The following is a 16,772-nucleotide window of genomic DNA, read 5'->3' as shown; positions in this document are numbered from 1 at the left end:
GTTCGCAACGGTTCAGGCCGCGCGACCGGGTCCCCGGAGTTCTCGCCATGAACCCGCATCGTCCTTCCTGGCTGTGGACGATGTGGTACCGCCTGCGTCCCTCGCCGGACTTCATCGTCCCGCCGAAATTCAACCGCAACTCCCACAAGATCAGCTCGCTGATGCCGGCGGAGGACAGCGGCGCCTGGCTGCTGGAGAGGATGCGGCGACAGGTCGGCCTGAGGACGCTCGCATCGAGCCGCCTGCTGGACTTCGGCTGCGGCGTCCGGTTTACGCAAGCCATCCTTAACCGCAAGATCCCGATCGGCTCCTACACTGGCGTCGACTGCTTCCCGCCGATGATCGACTTCCTGCGCTCCGGCGTGCGGGATCGCCGGTTCTCTTTCGTCTTTCTGGACGCCCGTCACGCGCTCTACAACCCGAACGGGCGCCCTCTCACCCGCGAGACGCAACTTCCGTTGCCCTTGCATGCCTTCGACATCGTGTCGCTGTTTTCCGTGATCACACACCAATATCCGGATGACGCCGCGTCGATCTTCACCATGCTGCGCCGTCATACGGCGGCCAATGGCCGCCTCCTCTTCACCTGCTTCCTGGATGACGGCATCGCCGAATTCGAGGACAGGAGTCCGGAACGCAACGGCGGCATGTGCTTCTACAATCCCGACTTTCTTGCCCGGCTGGTTGAAGGCTGCGGCTGGCGGATCGTCGACAGGCCGCCCGCGGACCCGCCCCTGATCGCGCATTCGTTCATCTGCGCTCCGGCCTGACCGGGGGCGAGATCGAAGCTCCGCAAGCACGGTTCCCGCACCGGGGATCCGGTTGCTTGGCGAAGCGCCGCGACTCTACCAATATGATGTCGACGCTCCGAAAGTCGATTGGCGATTTTGCCGGCACCGAGCCGGGGCAAGGTCTTGCAAACGATTATTGCAGACCACACAGTATTTTGGGCCGGGCAATTCTGGACATCTGCGGTCGCGCTGGCGTCCAGCAAACAAGAAACGGGGGAAGACAATGGGTTACGGGCTGGCACTGATCTTCGGCTATCTGCTCGGCTCCATTCCGTTTGGACTCCTGATCACTCGCGCCGCCGGCCTCGGCGACGTCCGCAAGATCGGCTCCGGCAATATAGGCGCGACCAATGTGCTGCGGACGGGCAACAAGGGCCTCGCCGCCGCGACGCTGCTGCTCGATGCGCTGAAAGGCACCGCTGCCGCGCTGATCGCCGGGCATTTTTCGCCGGACTTCGGACTCCTGGCCGGCTTCGCCGCTTTCCTCGGCCATCTCTTCCCGGTCTGGCTCGGCTTCAAGGGCGGCAAGGGCGTCGCAACCTATCTCGGCGTGCTGCTCGGGCTTGCCTGGCAAGGCGCGCTGGTCTTTGCCGTCGTCTGGCTCGCGATGGCCTTCCTGTTCCGCTACTCCTCGCTGGCCGCGCTGACGGCAGCGGTGGTCGTGCCGATCGCGCTTTATGTCATCGCCACGCCTGAGATCGCCGGACTGTTCGCGGTGATGAGCCTGATCGTCATCGCCAAGCACCGTGCCAACATCTCGCGGCTGCTCGCCGGCAGCGAAGGCAAGATCGGAGCGAAGGGATGAGCGCTCCGGCCGCCGGCCCGCGGCTCAGCGACCGGCAGCGGCTTGCCTGGCTTCGCCTGATCCGCACGCCGAATGTCGGCCCGGCCTCCTTTCGCGAGCTGATCAACCGCTTCGGCTCGGCCGAAGCCGCGCTCGAAATGCTGCCCGAGCTGATGATTTCCGGCGGCGCCAATCGCATCGTCCGCATCCCCTCGATAGCCGAAGCCGAAGCCGAGCTGGACGCGGCCCGGCGTGCTGGCGCCCGCTTCGTCGGCATCGGCGAAGCCGATTATCCGCCTTTGCTGAAGACGCTGGACAACCCGCCGCCGCTGCTTGGCGTGAAGGGCGAAGGCGCGGTGTTCCGCTTGCCTGCGGTGGCGATCGTCGGCGCCCGCAACGCTTCGCTTGCCGGCATCAAGATGGCGCGCATGCTGGCGGCCGATCTCGGCCGTGAGGGCTACGCCATAGTCTCCGGCCTGGCGCGCGGCATCGACACATCCGCGCACAAGGGCAGCGTGTCGACAGGCACGGTCGGCGTGCTCGCCGGCGGGCTCGACGTCCCTTACCCGCCTGAAAATGCCGGCCTGTGCGACGAGATCGCCGACCGTGGCGGCGCCATCGTTTCGGAGATGCCGTTCGGCTGGCAGCCGCGCGCCCAGGATTTCCCGCGCCGCAACCGGCTTGTCGCCGGCATGGCGCTCGGCCTGGTGGTGGTCGAGGCCGCGCAGCGCTCCGGCTCGCTGATCAGCGCGCGCCTCGCCAACGAGATGGGTCGGCTGGTCTTCGCCGTGCCCGGCTCGCCGCTCGATCCGCGCGCCGCCGGCTGCAACGCGTTGCTCAAGGACGGCGTAACGCTCGTCACCGAAGCAGCCGATATCCTCAGCGCGCTGGCACCGCTTGCCGGCACCCGTCGCCCAAGAACCGCGCCGCTTGCCGAAGCGCCCGACATGTCGGCCATGCTGCCGCCCGGCGAAAACGAGCGCGCCGATGTGTTGGAAGCGCTTGGGCCAACGCCGGTCGCCGTGGACGACATCATCCGCCACACAGGCTTAAGCGCAGCGCAGATCGCGATGGTGCTTCTGGAGCTCGACCTTGCCGGACGGCTCGAGCGTCACGCCGGCGGGAATGTGTCGCTGATCGCGTGATTTACGGCGTCCGCTCGGAGCACAGATTTCCCTACCGGAACAGATATTTAGACACTTCCGGATTGCCGCGGCGCCACATCACATTGTCGAGGAAATAGTGGTGCACGTTGATGAAGATCAGCACGATGAAGAAGAACAGCGACGAGCCGAGGACCTGTTTGTCATACGGGATCAGGGCGGTCAGCACGAATGGGATCAGCGAGAAACCTAGATAGCCGAGCGCGCCACCGCCGATGATGAATCCGAAAACCCGCACCCGATAGCGAGGCCCCAGCACCGAAAGTACTTTCGGTTCCGGATCGCTCGCGGCATCCGAAACGTCGCGCTCGACATTGGTCTGGTAGCGCCAGACCACGGCGAGATATTGCAGCGAATGCAGCGCCGGCACCACCAGCAGCCAGAGCGGGTTTATCTTGGCAATCAGGATCCAGAGATAGAGCGAGGCGACATAGGCCATGATGCCATTGTAAGGCAGGCCGCCGCCGTTTTTTCGCCAGCGGTTGACCAGCACCAAAAGCGTCGCCGCGGTCGAGCCGACGGCCGCCAGAGCGGCAATCTCGGCAATCCAGGATGGCGCCGCGAAGCTGTAATATTGAAGCCCGAAAAATTGCCCCCGAGTCACCGCCGTATTCGTCTGCAGCCAGGCCAGGATCCACACCGCGTAGCTGTTGACCAAAAGCACCTTCTTGTCGCGGTTGTCGAAGAATTTGCGCTTCAGCACGGCATCGACCATCAGCATGCCGTAGCCCTGCTTGACGTAGTGCCAGCCGACGAAGAAGAACATCGCATTGGCCGCCAATCCGAGCAGCCGCGTGTTCGACGTCGCCGCGCCATAGGCGAAGAACAGCGCCATGATCAGCGGAACGATGACGCCGGCGAAAATGTAGCGAAGCTGCAGGCTCCTGTCATAACCGTCACCACGCGCCTTGCGGCTGAAATTGCGGTAGAAGATCTGGTAGGAATGGGCGAAGTGCGGGTAGTTCACCAGAAAGGCCACGGCGACCATCGTCGCGGCTAAAGCCCTTTCATAGTCGCGCGGCACGAAGAACAGCACCGGCAGGATCAGAAACGCGTTGCCGCCGAGCATCAGGAAATCGGCGATCGGGCCGAAGAGATATTTGCCGGGCGGCGTCGCCGCCTTGCGGACCTGAGTGTCTGGCGAAAGGTCAAGTGCCATTCTGGAGCCTCCCTCGGAGGCCCGAGTTTAACCATGACCCTATCGGGGGACAAGTTTGCCGGTGACCCAAATGCGCCATTCCCAGGCGACCGGGGAAAGCCCCTAGCTGTTGTCATGACCAGCATAGGCGAATATAGCTACTCACGGCATAGAATACCGGGAGGCTTACTTGTTAGAAGCAATTGCTAATAAATTACGCGCAAATATTCCCCCACCTTTCCCAGTACATACACGGACAATCGACTACAAAGGCCGCTCAATATCGATCTGCGGCCGTGAGAGCGATCCCCACTTCCAAGGCGTCGGGCTCGACACCAACGATCCGCTTGCGTTTGTCCTGGCGAGGGCGCTTCCCGAAACGGCGACAGTCCTCGATGTCGGCGCCAACATAGGGTTCACCGCAAGCCTGGCGGCGGCGCACGGCGCGAAGGTCTACGCGTTGGAGCCAAGCCCGAGCGCTCATCCATGCCTGCTGGAAACGATCCGCGCCAACGGCTTCCAGAAAGCCATCACGCCGGTCCAGAAAGCGTTTGGAGCGCAAGTCGGCACCATTTCCTTTCTCGACCACCCTGGCTCTCCATCGGTCAGTCACATCGCGGCGGATGCCACCCTTGACGGTCATGGCGCCATCCAGGTGCCGGTCACGACGCTCGATCAATTCGTCAAGGAGAACCGCCTCAAAGTCGATCTGGTGAAAGTCGATGTCGAGGGTTTTGAAATCGACGTGCTTGCCGGCGCGGTCAAGACGATAGCGGACCAAAAGCCGTCGATGTTGCTGGAGTTCAATTCATTCACGATGATCGCCTTTCGAGACTTGAATCCCAGGACATTGCTGGACCGCTTGCTGGAGATCTTCCCTTTCGTCTACCGCTTCGCCGACGGGAAACCGACGCTGGTCCGGAACAAGGAGGAGCAAAAGGCCTTCCTTCACCAGAACCTGGTTCTGCATGGCTGCGTGGACGATCTATATTGCCGCTTCTCAGCCATCGATATCTAGGACGTCAGGCGGCTTGCCTGGGTCTAGAGACCGTCAGCGCTCGGAGCCGGCTATCTCCGTAGCAGCGGCCGAATCGACTCCTTTACCTGCTCGGTGAGTTGATCCTCCAGCCGCCATCGCCTGCGAACGCGCGCCCTCTTGTTGGGTTTGTACTCGGCAATCTCACGCCGCACCTTGGCCATCGGCATCGCGAACATCAACGGTCCTTCGCGAAGTCCTCCAGACTCCGTCCAGAAACCATCGTAGTCGGCCAGGATGCGGCGACGCAAACTGTAGTCGGTCGCAAAGACGTGCCCCGCATTCGACACGGCGAGGAGATCGTAAAGGTTCAAAGACCGCCCAAGTGCCTGAGCCACGAGAAGGAGCACGGTTTTCGGTCGCAACCCCTCCATGACGTTGGTCAGGATGCGAGCGTCTTCGAGGCTTTGCGCTCCGGCCGAGCCCTTGAGGACGCCAATCCAAAGGACCTCGCCCGCTCCCTCGATGCAGAGCAGCGACCTGTCCACGATGGCCAATCCCATTTCAGCTATCGGCCGCCGGTCCAGGCAAAGCACCAGGCGCCATTCCGCCTCCCTGTGGAGGCCGTTCTGGCCGCCCAGTTCCACGGTGACTTGCCCTGCCTGGGTCGCCAGGGCGAACAATTCCAGGCCGCCGGTGTGGCTCACAATCAATGCGGCGTCGGTCAGCAGACGGGCCGCCGCCTCGTAGTGGCCGATCACAGCCGCGGCGCGACCGCCGCGCTTCAACCCGACCGTCAGATAGGGACGGACGACCTTGAGCGGGATCTCCGGATAGCGATCGAGGATCGGGGTGAAAGGATGGGCGCAAAGCCTCAGCCCGACCTCGGCGATATCGCGACGATACAGCCACCGCAGGGCGGCCCATTTGACGGCGTGAACCCCCTGGTTCAGCCTGCGGCGCAGAGCGGAAGGCGTGCGCGTGCCTCGAGGTGATGACACCGCGCCCTCGTGCTTTACCGGCGAGTAAGGATAGGCCCGGTCCATTCACCCGAACCATTTCAGTTGCCCAGCGCTCGAACCGAGCCATGAGCCCGCCCTATCGCGAAGCGAATGCCCGGGCAATTTACAAAAATGTAAAGTAACCGGCGGGACGCTCAGGCGTCGCAGGCTCGTCGTCACCGTTCCCGACTGGCATGGCCGGCTGCCTCAGCCCGACGCAGTGGCGCGCCATTGGGCGATGAGGCTTCTTGAGCTTGCCGGCGTTCACCAACGTTTTCGGCCCGGAGAGTTGTGCTCCGGGCCGATTTCTTCATTCAGTGATTGTGAGATTGCTGGAAGCCGGCCACGTCGTACTGAGACACGCTCTTCGGATTGTTTGAGTTCTGCGGCTGTGTGCCCGCATATTTTCCGTCAGCAACTCCACCTGGATTGAAGGCTGAGCCCGGGGCAGTGCTCGCGTTGCCCGGCGTCGCGCTCCCTGTCTGATCAGTGCCGATCGTTTGACTTGGCTGTCCCGGCGAACCTGTGACGGTGTGGACATTGCCGGCCAAGGCCACGGCAGTGGAGGCTACGAATAACCCGGCCATCATAGGTGCGAGGAGATGTTTCATGATGTTCTCCTAAACCATGCGTTTCAGGAGGGCGCTCAGGTTGCGAGCACCCGGCATTAACCACAAACGCTTTTGGGACGACCTTTATTCCTGCTGCCTCTGGTGCCTTCATTTTTCGGACATAGTGCGGATATGAATAGAGCGGATACGGAAACCGCCCTCACCTCTCGCAAAGCCTTGATTTTCTCGAGTTTTTGGTGAGCGCGATGGGATTCGAACCCATGACCTACTGATTAAAAGTCTGTTTCAGACTCATCGATATCGATCGATATAGATGCCAATTCTTGAGCACAAGCCACTGACTTCAAACAAAGCGGCGTCTCGTTTCGAAAGGAATCGATCCACATACTTGCGCATATCTGCGTCGTTGTTACCTATTGTTACCTGACCAAGGATTGGCGACGAGAGGCCGAAATCCTTGACGACATTATCTTCCGAGACGACTGGGGAGCGATGCGAAGCATTGTGTTTGAGCTGACCGAATTCGCCAGCCGAAAAACCGCCCTGATTAAAAGCTGCCTCGGGTGGTTATTCCACAACGGGGTCAACGTCCAGACAGCCGCCGCAGCACGGAAACCCACAGTATCGCGAGCACGACAGCCACAAGCCAGATTGGCGCCAAGTAGTCGATCCAGTCATAAGCCGCAAAGCGCCAAATCAGGGCGCCGGCCAACCCAACGAGTACGAGGGCGATCCAGCCAAGGAAACGCGTCATCATGGCTTCTAAAGGTCTGTCGTCATTTCCGGGTAGACCGTTCGCGTTCTATCGCAGCCATTACAGGGCGTCCGGGCAGCCGCAGACTTCCCGCTGATTGCGCTGCTCGCAATGGTAGGAACCGCCATGCGGGCAACCGAAGATCAGCGAATAGGCAGCTACCGCAACAGCGATCAGGAACATCAACACTACAAGGCCAACGATCACCTTTCCCACCGGTAAACCTCCGCTGCTCATCAGCGGGCAGTCTAGCACACCGACGCAGTCCCGATAGCGGCCGGATCATGGCGGCTGCAGCTGGCACGGACTCGCCGACGATCGCCAAGTTCGTTCGGCTCTGTCATCGCTGGCCGGCACGGGCGCTATCGAGAAAGTTTCAGTCAGCAATCTTTCAGAGGAAAGCAAAGGCAAGCTCAACATCAAGCGCATGGGCAGGGGAAAGGCGTATCGTCTGAAGCTGTTCTGGGCCTACGAGATACTTGAGCTCGGCCGCAGTCAGTTGGCCAAGATTCCCGAGCCGGAAAGACCGCAAAAGGCAAGGCAAACCGGACTACCGCCGTCCGCCAAAACCGACTACGGCAGACGGGTACAAACCGGACTACGGCGGACCGGCTAATACTTCAGAGGACACTGAGGAAACTAACTCCAGCAGTGAGGGAACAGGACAGAGCTTCTATACGCGCGAGAGCTACGCGTCAGCATCAAGGGGCTGATGACCTCGACCCTTTAGACGGCTTTAAATGCACGGATTTGCATTTCCTCCCAACGCGTCATCACCTTTTCGTTGAAACGGTCCGTTTTGTAAGTCACGCGAGAAAATGCATCGACTTCAAAAATATCGTCCTTGGCAGCGACTGCATCCAAAAACTGAGGAGATCCAAAGCTGGGATGATCGCCATCCACATGCTGATCGAGAGTGAACATCGCGTAGCAGTAGTTATCGAAGGTCTCAAAGGCCGAAAAATCGGTCGCCTGACACACCCTTAACGTCATGACCGGCGTGTAGAATGGGGTTACAATCCGGCGCCGTGCATCATCCTGATTTGCTGCCAAGTGAGGTGGCTTTACGGGGACTATCGCTCCGACTTCCTCGAGGATGTTGGTGCTCCATTCCCACTTACTCGTGAATCCGTGATCAAAAACCCCGAGTGGTGTCGTCTTCTCGTCCTCAAGCCAGTTTAGATATGACCGATCCACCTCTATCATTTCGTAGACGTCGTAGAGAAATTCGTAGATCAAGGCAGCGACCGGAGCGTTTCTGAAATTGGCCATGAGTTGAATATACTGGCTACGCCGTCCAGCGCAATTAAGCCGGAGCCACCCCACACCCCCGCCCCTAATCAAGGTCGATTGTGAGCATGACACTTCGCTTGGCCACCGCACTGATAATTGGATTAACCGGCCTGCTCGTCGGTTTTATGTTAGCAGCCGGTGGCGATGGTTGGGTTAGTCCGTTTTGGGTCTCATTACTTCTGCCGATCGCCTACCCTGTGGCAGTGTGGCGCTGGCAGACGCCACTTGTTGCTGTTTGGGTCGATGCGATACTTGGCCTTACCCTAGTGGCCGCCGACATCTGGCTCGTCCATGCGAGTTTTAACGAGCTTAGCTATTTCCTGCGTATCTGGCACAATGCGTCAATTATCGCGGCGCCGTGGACGGCCATTTGGATTGGCTGGCAGATCATAGTGGTGGCGGCGCTACTGCGTCGGCTCAACTTGTTCGCGGGCTGAGTTCGGCACGAGGTTGTCACCCATGTCTTAGGGACAAGCTGTTACCTATGTCTCCGGGTCGGACAATTGGCAATTTGGTGAGCGCGATGGGATTCGAACCCATGACCTACTGATTAAAAGTCAGCAAAGTCAGAGCTTAACATACTGATATCACACAATTTATAGGATCACATATTTAGGTGTGCGTACAACTGTGTGTGTGAGACGGCTGGAAATTGCGGCTCTTTAGGTACCATTCAGGAGTTGATGCGGCCCGGTTCGCTCTGGGTTAGGATCGCACAATTCCACTCGCGGACGCGCCAGCGATCTGTGTCACAAAGCCGCGACGACCTGCGACAAACAATTAGAAGAACCCATACGCACATGAATTTTCGAGACGCTAAAACCGAACTCGCCTCGCGGCTTCGCGGCCTAGACGCCACTGGCTCATCCGGCTTCGAAGGATTGATGAAAGACATCCTATCTGAAATCACCGGGCAGCTCTTCAGACTCGCAAAATCCGGTCCTCAAGGGGGCTCCGACGTCAGAGCAGTCGGAAGCAATACGATCAAAATCGGCCTGGAAGGGAAGCGCTACGGACAACGCACGCGCCTTGGTTTGGATGAACTCAAAGCCAAGGTATTCGATGCAGCGATGCAGGAAGACCCGGTGGACCTATGGGTGTTGGCGGCCACAAGAGAGATTCCGGTTTCCGACCATGAGCAGCTATCCAAAGCCGGAGTATCTCAAGGGATTTCGATCCTTATCCTAGATTGGCCGACGGGAGCAGGCGTTCTCCCAGACCTTGCCGTTCTGTGCACGGAAGCTCAGCATGCAATTGAAGCGCACATCGGAACCGATCCTGTTATCGCAGCCTCGATCGCAGCAATCCGAGCTCACGCCAACTATGACAAATTCCGTGAGCGCTTACTGAAGCGACTGGCGGCGGCCGATATCGGCTACGCCGCGGCGACGGAGGCAATGGGTGAATGGATGCGGGCCGGACTTCAAAACCAACCAAACGCTGGAGCGCGATTGGGCGGCCGGGGCCACGACCTACTCGCCTCGCCGCAAACGCGGATTGCTCGCAAAACGCTTAGCGACCAGCTCGATCAATGGTTGGCAAATCGGCGGCCCGCCGTTCTAATCGGTAACGAGGGCGTCGGCAAATCATGGTCATTCTTATCCTGGTGGATTGATCGTTCGCAACAGCCAGATTCCTTGCCACTCACAGTCTTCGTGTCGGCCAAAGAAGTCCGGGACGAAAACGTGGAGGAGCTAATCAGCCGACTGTTGGCCGCCCGCCTCCAACACGGTGATCGCGACTTTTGGCAGCATCGGCTTGACCAGTGGCGCCGTGCCGAAGTGGCCGGACCGCAGCTCATTCTTGTAGTCGATGGTCTCAACCAAAATTGGACCAAGCGCGATTGGGCGGATTTTGTTCAACCTTTGTATGACGAGCGATGGCGCGGCCGTATTGCTCTCCTCATGACGTGCTGGCCCGATCATTGGGCAGAACTTCATAAGCTTGCTCCGCTAACCCCCGAACCCCTCGAGATTCCTGTCACCGTTTTCAGCGATGAGGAACTTGACCTGTTACTCGCGAGGCACGGCCTCCGCCGAGAGAGCTACGCGGAACCAATGCTAGCCCTGATGAAAGTTCCGCGTCTTTCGTTGTTGGTAATCACCAGGCAAAAGGAGCTCGCTGAAAGCGGCGACATTACCCCAGAACGCCTGGCTTACGAGGATTGGAAAAACCGGATCGTCCGCCGCGGTTCGGCGCTCGCCATAGGCGATGGCGAGTTTCAGGATTTTGTCCGTGACCTCGGCACAACCCTTAGAAACTCGGTTGAAAATTCTGCCTTCACGCGAAGCGAGTTGCTTGACCGCTTGGGGAAAGACAGCGGCAAAGAGCGGAAGGATCTGCTCGAAACGCTTGGCGAGATAATTGCAGGACGTTGGCTGGAGCCGGGCAAGCGTGCGCATGAGTTCCGCGTCAATCCCGAACTTACGCCGTTTGTGCTCGGCCTGACGCTGGCGCACGAACTGCAACAGGCTCCTGATGATGGTTCGGCCGCCAACGTTATCGCCGGTTTTGTCGACCCGTTCAAAGGTCAGACATTGGGTGTTTCAATCCTACGTGCCGCGACAACCGTCGCGTTGCTTGACCCCGAAGTCGAACGTGGTGCCCGGCGCGCCATTTTGAAACGCTGGCTTTCAGAACAGAACTTTATGCAAGCCGACTTTGACGCGTACTGGCGCCTGATCGGACTCGACGTTGATCTCGTGTGCCAGAATGTTGAAGACACGTGGCTTTCAAAGGAGGGAAGCGGAGGCTTCTCCGATGAAATCCTTATCAAAGGAATGGTGCAGGCCTATCGGTTTCCGCAAGTCGCCTCCCACCTTGTCCACCGGGCAGAACAATGGCTCGGGTGGCTATGGGAAGACCCCGACGAGGGTCGATTCCTAGGTCGGATTGATCCCACCTCGGCACGGTCACTTGAGAACCGGGCTCAAACCAGAGCATCACTCGTAGAGTGGCAGAAAATCGAGCGTTCGGAATGGCCGAAGATCGAGCTCCGCACATCCGGCGACGTCAGTTGGTTTAGCCATAGGGTATTCGGCATTCTCTCGTTCCTGCCGCGGGCACCCTTTATTCGTGCCTATTCGGCATGGGGGCTTAGCCGAGCGGTGATGGGCGTGCCACGCCATATCGACGAACTTGCCTGGGTCTTGCGACTTAACAACGAGGATCCAGCGCCGTTCGAGCTAGTCTTTTATGAATGGATCGAACGGCTGCGTGCCATCGGAGGCGGGATTGCCAACGAAGCGGCGAACTACCTTCTCGAAGCCATCGCTGATCCGCGCGCCCAAGAGTTGCTTGTTAGAAGTGGAACCCCGGCAACGGAAGGAGACTGGAAAGCGGCGGAATCCGCTTGGGTAGATCCTCGAAACCCATTGCTGCAGCCAGATCGCGATAGTCACAAAGAGCGCGTGCCCGGTCGCTTATTGTGGCTTCATCACCGCCAAAACGGTGACGAAGATATTCGTTTCGAACGCGCCAAAACGAGCTTGGCACGGCGTGATCCGACAATTTTGGAGGAGATCGCAATTGAGGCGGCCAGAAGCGCCTCGGTTCGCACCCCTGCACAACTATGGGGGCTGGTGCACCGAGCACACAGCATCCTTATGCTCTTGCCCGACGAGGAACGAAGCGTCCTTGTCAAGGCGATAGACAGCGTCCTCGATGGCGGCAAAGTCGCCGATGAGAAGGAAGTGGTCTGGTGGCGTGCGCGCCGGCTGGAAATACGGCTTTGGGGTGCGGCTTCGAGCGAGCAATTTACAATTATCAGGCAGGAATGCCGAGACGCGAACGAACTCGCCCTGCTCAACGGTGCGTTACCCGAACCGGATCAGACGCTTCTTCGCAATGAATTAGCGAGGTTTCCTCTGCCGGGGACAAAGGCTGAAAAGCTTGTTTGGTTGTATTATCTGGGCCAAAGGGCGACCGAAGAGACACGACGTGGATGGAGCGGTTTAGCTGCCCTCGTATCTGACGAGGACGAGGATGTTAGGCGTCTCGCTATTGAGTTGGCGGGGGCAACCCGCGAAGCTCCCGTCATGGAGGCTGTCGCGGCAAGCGGCAGGGACGCAAAATCGGCAGGAAATCGACTTGATCGGGCCCATATTTCTCGTGCGCTGCTAGCTGCAAGTGAAGTTCTGGGCCGACCGGACCTACTCAAGAGGGCGGACCCTGAGGTCGTCGCGCTACAGGCAATTTGGCATCCTACCGATACCTCCATCTTGCACTCTTACGACGTGTTTTTGCGCGCTGCCTTACAAGACTCGCTTGTGTTGCGATCGGGGCCGGTAGGCGATCACTGGGTTCGGCATGAAGCGGCCATGCGCGCCTTGATTGCACAGAATCCGAACGAGTTTCTGCCTTGGCTAACTAACTGGCTCGGTGAGATCGGCGATATTTCCAATTTTGTGCTCATGGATGAATTCCCGCTCATCTCGCTTTGCCGAGTCCTTTTCGAAACGGGGGCACCGCAAGCGGAAGTCTTTTGGAATAAGCTCACTGACGCGATGGCAAGCGGGATCATGAAAAACCAAAGCCTGCCGCTGCTACCGATGGAATCCCCCGTGGGTGAAAATGGTGACCGGATGCGCACCCTGGTACTGTCGGCGGCAACGACGGATCAGGATTTGGCAACCCTGGTTCAAGCCGCGCTTAAACACGATCATACCGGCTGGCTTGAGCACGTCATCCGTGACGGTGAGGCAAGTGGTCGAGCCGGCGACATTGCCAAGGCCTACACTTTGCTTGGATATTCCGATGCCGTTAGCCCGTTCATCGGCCTTTGGGAAGAATTCTCGGGTCGGAAGCCCAATCGTGGATGGCTGGCATCGGTCTATCAAGCCAGCCATACAACCTTTGAGCTGAACCGATGGGCGCGCCACTGGTACTGCGAATATCTCAACGCTCCGGACCCGGCAGCGGCCTTCGCAGCCTTTGGGCTGCTACTGTCTTGCCTCGATGGTAGGGCATCCCTTTGGATCAAAATAAAATCTGAATTGGCGCCCGCTGAAGGATATTTAAAGGCTCACTGGAACTCCAACGTGAATGAGCTGAACGACGCCATAAAAAACTCGCGAGACAAACTGAAGAAGACTCTATTTCACACCGCCATCATGGAGCAAACTCAGCATCCGTGGCTGTAGCCATACACCTGCTCGGTCAGACCAGGCTCAGGCAATTCCGGTAAGATAGAAGTTGTTTTCCCATCCAGCAGCTCGCAGGCAGGCGCCCTATCGATAACCCAGGACTACCCGACTCATTGTGGAGCTCCCTAGACGGAGGCCTTTGGCATGCGACGGACCGGGCGGGACTGGAGGGGATCGCTCGCTCCGGTGAGATTCGCGTCAGTACTTCATCGCGGTACCAGAACTCATTCTGCAGGCTTTCGGGCGGTGTGAGCCTATTCGATTTTGGTCCATCTGCGTCTGATCAATGGAACCAATTCCCCAATTGGTTCGGTTGGTTCGGCCGCCAACAAAATGCGAGGGTTCCCATATGGCTCGGCATTGATCGGGCCGCCATAAATGGCTCATTGACCGATGCCGCAACCACCCACAAAGATTGGAAAGTGGAAGGAACCAAGAGGCTTATCGCCGGCGTTGAAGCCTGCCACCGAGGCCCGATAGGCGCCAATGCAATTTGCTCGGCCGTTCTTGTCGATCGCCACAACCTCGCGGACTGCGCGAGGCGGCCGGTGGTTCCCGGTCAACTCGCAAATCTCGTAAATGTCGTTGATCGCTTCGAACGCGGGTTGCCCCCACCCCCACCCCCCGGCCTCGCGGAAATGCTTGAGGAGGCGCGGAGAAAACATCAAAACAAGTAGCCGCGCAGGTATTCAGCCTCGTGTCGTGTGGCACGCCAACATTGATTTATATGATGAGTCTTCCGCACTTGCAGAGCCAATACACGAGCTCTTGAGTGTTCTCAGAATTTCACGATTTTTCTGGCAAAATCTGCGGCAGGACGAATGCAGAAAGCCTCGAAATTGGTTAGACTTTACCAACGAACGAGGGGCACGTCCATGACACCGATCGACCTGAAGGCAGCCAATACGCTTCCTCCCCGCGGGGACGAACTGCTACATGTGTTCACCAGATTCGAATACGCCCTGAAGGATGCCGGTTTCGGCAGAGCTGGAAGTAAGAATGCTGTCGAGGCCGACTGGGATCGGTTTGCGTCTAAGGAACTGAAAAAGCCGTTCTTTGCTGCAGTGGCGGCGAAAGGCTTAGCGCCGACTCTGATGGCAAATCCCCCAAGCCGCCAAATCCTCCAAGGCAGTACACTAGCCTGGGAAACAGTGACGCCTCCGGCAAATGTGACTGATCTCTTGGTGGCCGTCCGGCGCGTTCGCAACAATCTTGTGCACGGCGGTAAGTCTGGAGATCCGGACTCCGATCGAAATGAGAAGTTGGTTGCGGAGGCAATCGAGGTTCTCCTTGAAGCGCTCCGGAGTCACGCAGACCTCAGGGCCATATTCGAGAGGCGCTGGTAGGCTCAAACCAACGTTGAGGGGACGCCATGCTCATTGACTTGCCCAAGGCCGAGAAGGGACTGTTCGATAAACTCACAGTGTCCTGCATGGACATCGGCTTTGCGAAACAGTGCGCTGAACACCTGCTAAAAAAAGGCTGGCATAGCCATCAATGGCAACGACGCGGTTCCGTCTACTTCCAGCAATCGGTTTACACGACGTCCCTCATCGTGTCGTACACCAGACCGTTCACCAAAACCCGTGGACTGCCAGACATTCCGGCAGACTGGCTCGATTTCTCGCCTGACGAGGAGCGCTTGCATACTGCGCTCAGGAACCGCCGTAACACGGTATATGCCCACTCGGACGGCAGCTCCTATTCGTTTCGACCCTGGAAAACCGAGGATTTTGCAACCATCATCGAGCAGGTGCCATCGCATCTCATCACGAAGGCTGAGGCCGAATTGTTTGTGTCGATGTCCGCTAGGCTATTGAAGTCCTTGATCGCCCAACGCGAGGCGATCTTGAGCATCTGGCCGTGAGCAGCATATTGCAGGAACGCATCAAAGCCATTCTGGCGGCTGTAAAGCCTCTGGCTGCCGACTACTATCAGTTGACCGGGAAACCGCTTGGTGTGACCGGCGAAGTAGCCGAGTACGTTGCCGCAGAAGTTCTAGGGCTCGAGCTGGCTCCTCCCCGCACCACCGGTTATGACGCCATTCGGCAAACGCCAACGGGACCTGAGAGGGTTCAGATCAAAGCCCGTGCATACGACCCTGCCCGGAAACGCAGCCAGCGGATCGGCAAGATCAAATCAGCCGGTCCCTGTGACACGGTACTGTTAGTGTTACTGCACAACGCAACGCTTGATCCTGTTGAAACCTGGGAAGCCTCATTCCCGCTTGTGGTGGGGCGCCTCATGGAGCCTGGTTCTAAATCGCGCAACGAGCGCGGAGCACTGGCTGTCTCCGACTTCAAGCGGCTTGGCCGCCGAGTATGGCTCGCAGGCGAGGCTCAAGAATGAACAACTATGTGTACTTCCAAATGTGGTCGTTCCATAGGCAGTCCCTGATAAGGGGCCATCAGTTCTACGTCGAACAGGCCCGCAAACGTGTGCTGTCACAGTTCGACAACATAGAAGCAGAAGCCGAAAAGGCGGCTGACGACTGGCTTGAGCAGAACAGCAACCGCTTCGATCCTGATCGCCATGACCCTTCGGATTTTTACGAGGCTGCCCAAGATGCCAGCATCGAGTTCTACGAGTTGCTCAGTGACATGTGGGATCAAACCTGGCTTAGCGTGGTCGCGGGGATGTTCCACCAATGGGACAAGCAGCTACGGGAGTGGCTGATCGCAGAAATTCGGCATTGGCATCGCGGGGATGCGGTCATTGCCAAGGTATGGTCCGTGGACTTCGGCAAGATTGCAGACTTACTAGAGAGTTTCGGCTGGAAGGTTCGGGATGCCGATTACTTCAAGGCCTTGGACGCTTGCCGGTTGGTGGTCAACGTCTACAAACACGGCGACGGCAATTCTCTGAAGGACCTAAAGGCCGCTTATCCTGAATATCTGGAGGATCCACTTTTGGAAGCGGACTTACCAGGATCACGGGAGCTGCTGGATCACTCTAATCTCAGGGTCAGTGATGAGCAGTTTCAGGCGTTCTCGAATGCTATTGTCGCGTTTTGGCGGGGCGTTCCGGAAAATGTCGCTGGGAGCCAGATAGCGCAGGTACCAGACTGGTTTGAGAAAGCCATTGTGAGCGACCGCGCAGGCAAACGTTAATGTATCCTGTGTCGCGCGCCGCGCGGATATGAATAAGTGGGATTAC

15 protein-coding genes are annotated in these 16,772 nt (G+C 58.5%); 10 read left to right on the top strand and 5 right to left on the bottom strand.

Features of this window, described 5'->3' with window-relative positions:
* The first annotated feature begins 47 nt into the window (after positions 1-47).
* From KVT37_RS16380 to dprA, 3 genes are all read left to right on the top strand, one after another.
* On the top strand, positions 48-770 hold the full coding sequence (locus KVT37_RS16380) for a methyltransferase domain-containing protein (protein WP_217574819.1): 723 nt from the start codon (positions 48-50) through the stop codon (positions 768-770).
* 244 nt (positions 771-1,014) lie between these two features.
* Positions 1,015-1,596, top strand: a complete 582-nt coding sequence (gene plsY, locus KVT37_RS16375; RefSeq protein ID WP_217574817.1) for a glycerol-3-phosphate 1-O-acyltransferase PlsY — start codon at positions 1,015-1,017, stop codon at positions 1,594-1,596.
* Entirely contained in the window at positions 1,593-2,720 is a 1,128-nt protein-coding gene (dprA, locus tag KVT37_RS16370; RefSeq protein WP_217574815.1) for a DNA-processing protein DprA, read from the top strand. Before plsY ends, dprA begins: the two co-directional genes overlap by 4 nt.
* Before the next feature lie 31 nt (positions 2,721-2,751).
* Here the strand turns inward: dprA and KVT37_RS16365 are convergent, their stop codons facing one another.
* Entirely contained in the window at positions 2,752-3,897 is a 1,146-nt protein-coding gene (locus KVT37_RS16365) for a hypothetical protein (protein WP_217574813.1), read from the bottom strand.
* A 169-nt stretch (positions 3,898-4,066) separates the two neighbouring features.
* Between KVT37_RS16365 and KVT37_RS16360 the strand changes: the two genes are divergently transcribed.
* Complete coding sequence (locus tag KVT37_RS16360; protein WP_217574811.1) at positions 4,067-4,894, top strand: FkbM family methyltransferase; 828 nt, start codon at positions 4,067-4,069, stop codon at positions 4,892-4,894.
* Positions 4,895-4,944: 50 nt separating this feature from the next.
* Here KVT37_RS16360 and KVT37_RS16355 read toward each other — a convergent pair whose 3' ends face one another.
* The 4 genes from KVT37_RS16355 to KVT37_RS16340 form a co-directional block, all read right to left on the bottom strand.
* A complete protein-coding gene (locus KVT37_RS16355) occupies positions 4,945-5,898 on the bottom strand; it encodes a DUF535 family protein (RefSeq protein ID WP_217574809.1) in 954 nt (317 codons plus the stop codon).
* A gap of 269 nt (positions 5,899-6,167) precedes the next feature.
* Positions 6,168-6,464: an adenylate cyclase gene (locus tag KVT37_RS16350; RefSeq protein ID WP_217574807.1), complete on the bottom strand. Its 297-nt coding sequence runs from the start codon at positions 6,462-6,464 to the stop codon at positions 6,168-6,170.
* 775 nt (positions 6,465-7,239) lie between these two features.
* Positions 7,240-7,395: a hypothetical protein gene (locus KVT37_RS16345; RefSeq protein WP_217574805.1), complete on the bottom strand. Its 156-nt coding sequence runs from the start codon at positions 7,393-7,395 to the stop codon at positions 7,240-7,242.
* Positions 7,396-7,905: 510 nt separating this feature from the next.
* Complete coding sequence (locus tag KVT37_RS16340; protein WP_217574803.1) at positions 7,906-8,451, bottom strand: hypothetical protein; 546 nt, start codon at positions 8,449-8,451, stop codon at positions 7,906-7,908.
* Between the two features lie 98 nt (positions 8,452-8,549).
* Between KVT37_RS16340 and KVT37_RS16335 the strand changes: the two genes are divergently transcribed.
* The 6 genes from KVT37_RS16335 to KVT37_RS16310 all read left to right on the top strand — a co-directional run bounded on the left by KVT37_RS16335 (position 8,550) and on the right by KVT37_RS16310 (position 16,726).
* Complete coding sequence (locus tag KVT37_RS16335) at positions 8,550-8,909, top strand: hypothetical protein (protein WP_217574801.1); 360 nt, start codon at positions 8,550-8,552, stop codon at positions 8,907-8,909.
* Between the two features lie 447 nt (positions 8,910-9,356).
* On the top strand, positions 9,357-13,613 hold the full coding sequence (locus KVT37_RS16330; protein WP_217574799.1) for a hypothetical protein: 4,257 nt from the start codon (positions 9,357-9,359) through the stop codon (positions 13,611-13,613).
* Between the two features lie 878 nt (positions 13,614-14,491).
* Positions 14,492-14,962: a hypothetical protein gene (locus tag KVT37_RS16325; RefSeq protein ID WP_217574797.1), complete on the top strand. Its 471-nt coding sequence runs from the start codon at positions 14,492-14,494 to the stop codon at positions 14,960-14,962.
* Positions 14,963-14,988: 26 nt separating this feature from the next.
* Positions 14,989-15,483, top strand: a complete 495-nt coding sequence (locus tag KVT37_RS16320) for a hypothetical protein (protein ID WP_217574795.1) — start codon at positions 14,989-14,991, stop codon at positions 15,481-15,483.
* A gap of 8 nt (positions 15,484-15,491) precedes the next feature.
* On the top strand, positions 15,492-15,965 hold the full coding sequence (locus tag KVT37_RS16315) for a hypothetical protein (protein ID WP_217574793.1): 474 nt from the start codon (positions 15,492-15,494) through the stop codon (positions 15,963-15,965).
* The gene (locus KVT37_RS16310) at positions 15,962-16,726 is read left to right on the top strand and encodes a hypothetical protein (RefSeq protein ID WP_217574791.1); all 765 of its coding nucleotides are present in this window, start codon (positions 15,962-15,964) and stop codon (positions 16,724-16,726) included. The genes KVT37_RS16315 and KVT37_RS16310 overlap by 4 nt, the downstream gene beginning before the upstream one ends.
* The last annotated feature ends 46 nt before the right edge of the window (positions 16,727-16,772 follow it).

It is taken from the genome of Mesorhizobium sp. GbtcB19 (genome assembly GCF_019091085.1).
Classification (GTDB): domain Bacteria; phylum Pseudomonadota; class Alphaproteobacteria; order Rhizobiales; family Rhizobiaceae; genus Mesorhizobium.
This window is presented reverse-complemented; position numbering and strand designations above follow the sequence as displayed.

Excerpts from the sequence above, each read along its gene's own strand:
- KVT37_RS16380 (WP_217574819.1), top strand. The coding sequence starts at position 48 with ATGAACCCGCATCGTCCTTCCTGGCTGTGGACGATGTGGTACCGCCTG.
- plsY (WP_217574817.1), top strand. The coding sequence starts at position 1,015 with ATGGGTTACGGGCTGGCACTGATCTTCGGCTATCTGCTCGGCTCCATT.
- dprA (WP_217574815.1), top strand. The coding sequence starts at position 1,593 with ATGAGCGCTCCGGCCGCCGGCCCGCGGCTCAGCGACCGGCAGCGGCTT.
- KVT37_RS16365 (WP_217574813.1), bottom strand. The coding sequence starts at position 3,897 with ATGGCACTTGACCTTTCGCCAGACACTCAGGTCCGCAAGGCGGCGACG.
- KVT37_RS16355 (WP_217574809.1), bottom strand. The coding sequence starts at position 5,898 with ATGGACCGGGCCTATCCTTACTCGCCGGTAAAGCACGAGGGCGCGGTG.
- KVT37_RS16350 (WP_217574807.1), bottom strand. The coding sequence starts at position 6,464 with ATGAAACATCTCCTCGCACCTATGATGGCCGGGTTATTCGTAGCCTCC.
- KVT37_RS16340 (WP_217574803.1), bottom strand. The coding sequence starts at position 8,451 with ATGGCCAATTTCAGAAACGCTCCGGTCGCTGCCTTGATCTACGAATTT.
- KVT37_RS16330 (WP_217574799.1), top strand. The coding sequence starts at position 9,357 with ATGAAAGACATCCTATCTGAAATCACCGGGCAGCTCTTCAGACTCGCA.
- KVT37_RS16325 (WP_217574797.1), top strand. The coding sequence starts at position 14,492 with ATGACACCGATCGACCTGAAGGCAGCCAATACGCTTCCTCCCCGCGGG.
- KVT37_RS16320 (WP_217574795.1), top strand. The coding sequence starts at position 14,989 with ATGCTCATTGACTTGCCCAAGGCCGAGAAGGGACTGTTCGATAAACTC.
- KVT37_RS16310 (WP_217574791.1), top strand. The coding sequence starts at position 15,962 with ATGAACAACTATGTGTACTTCCAAATGTGGTCGTTCCATAGGCAGTCC.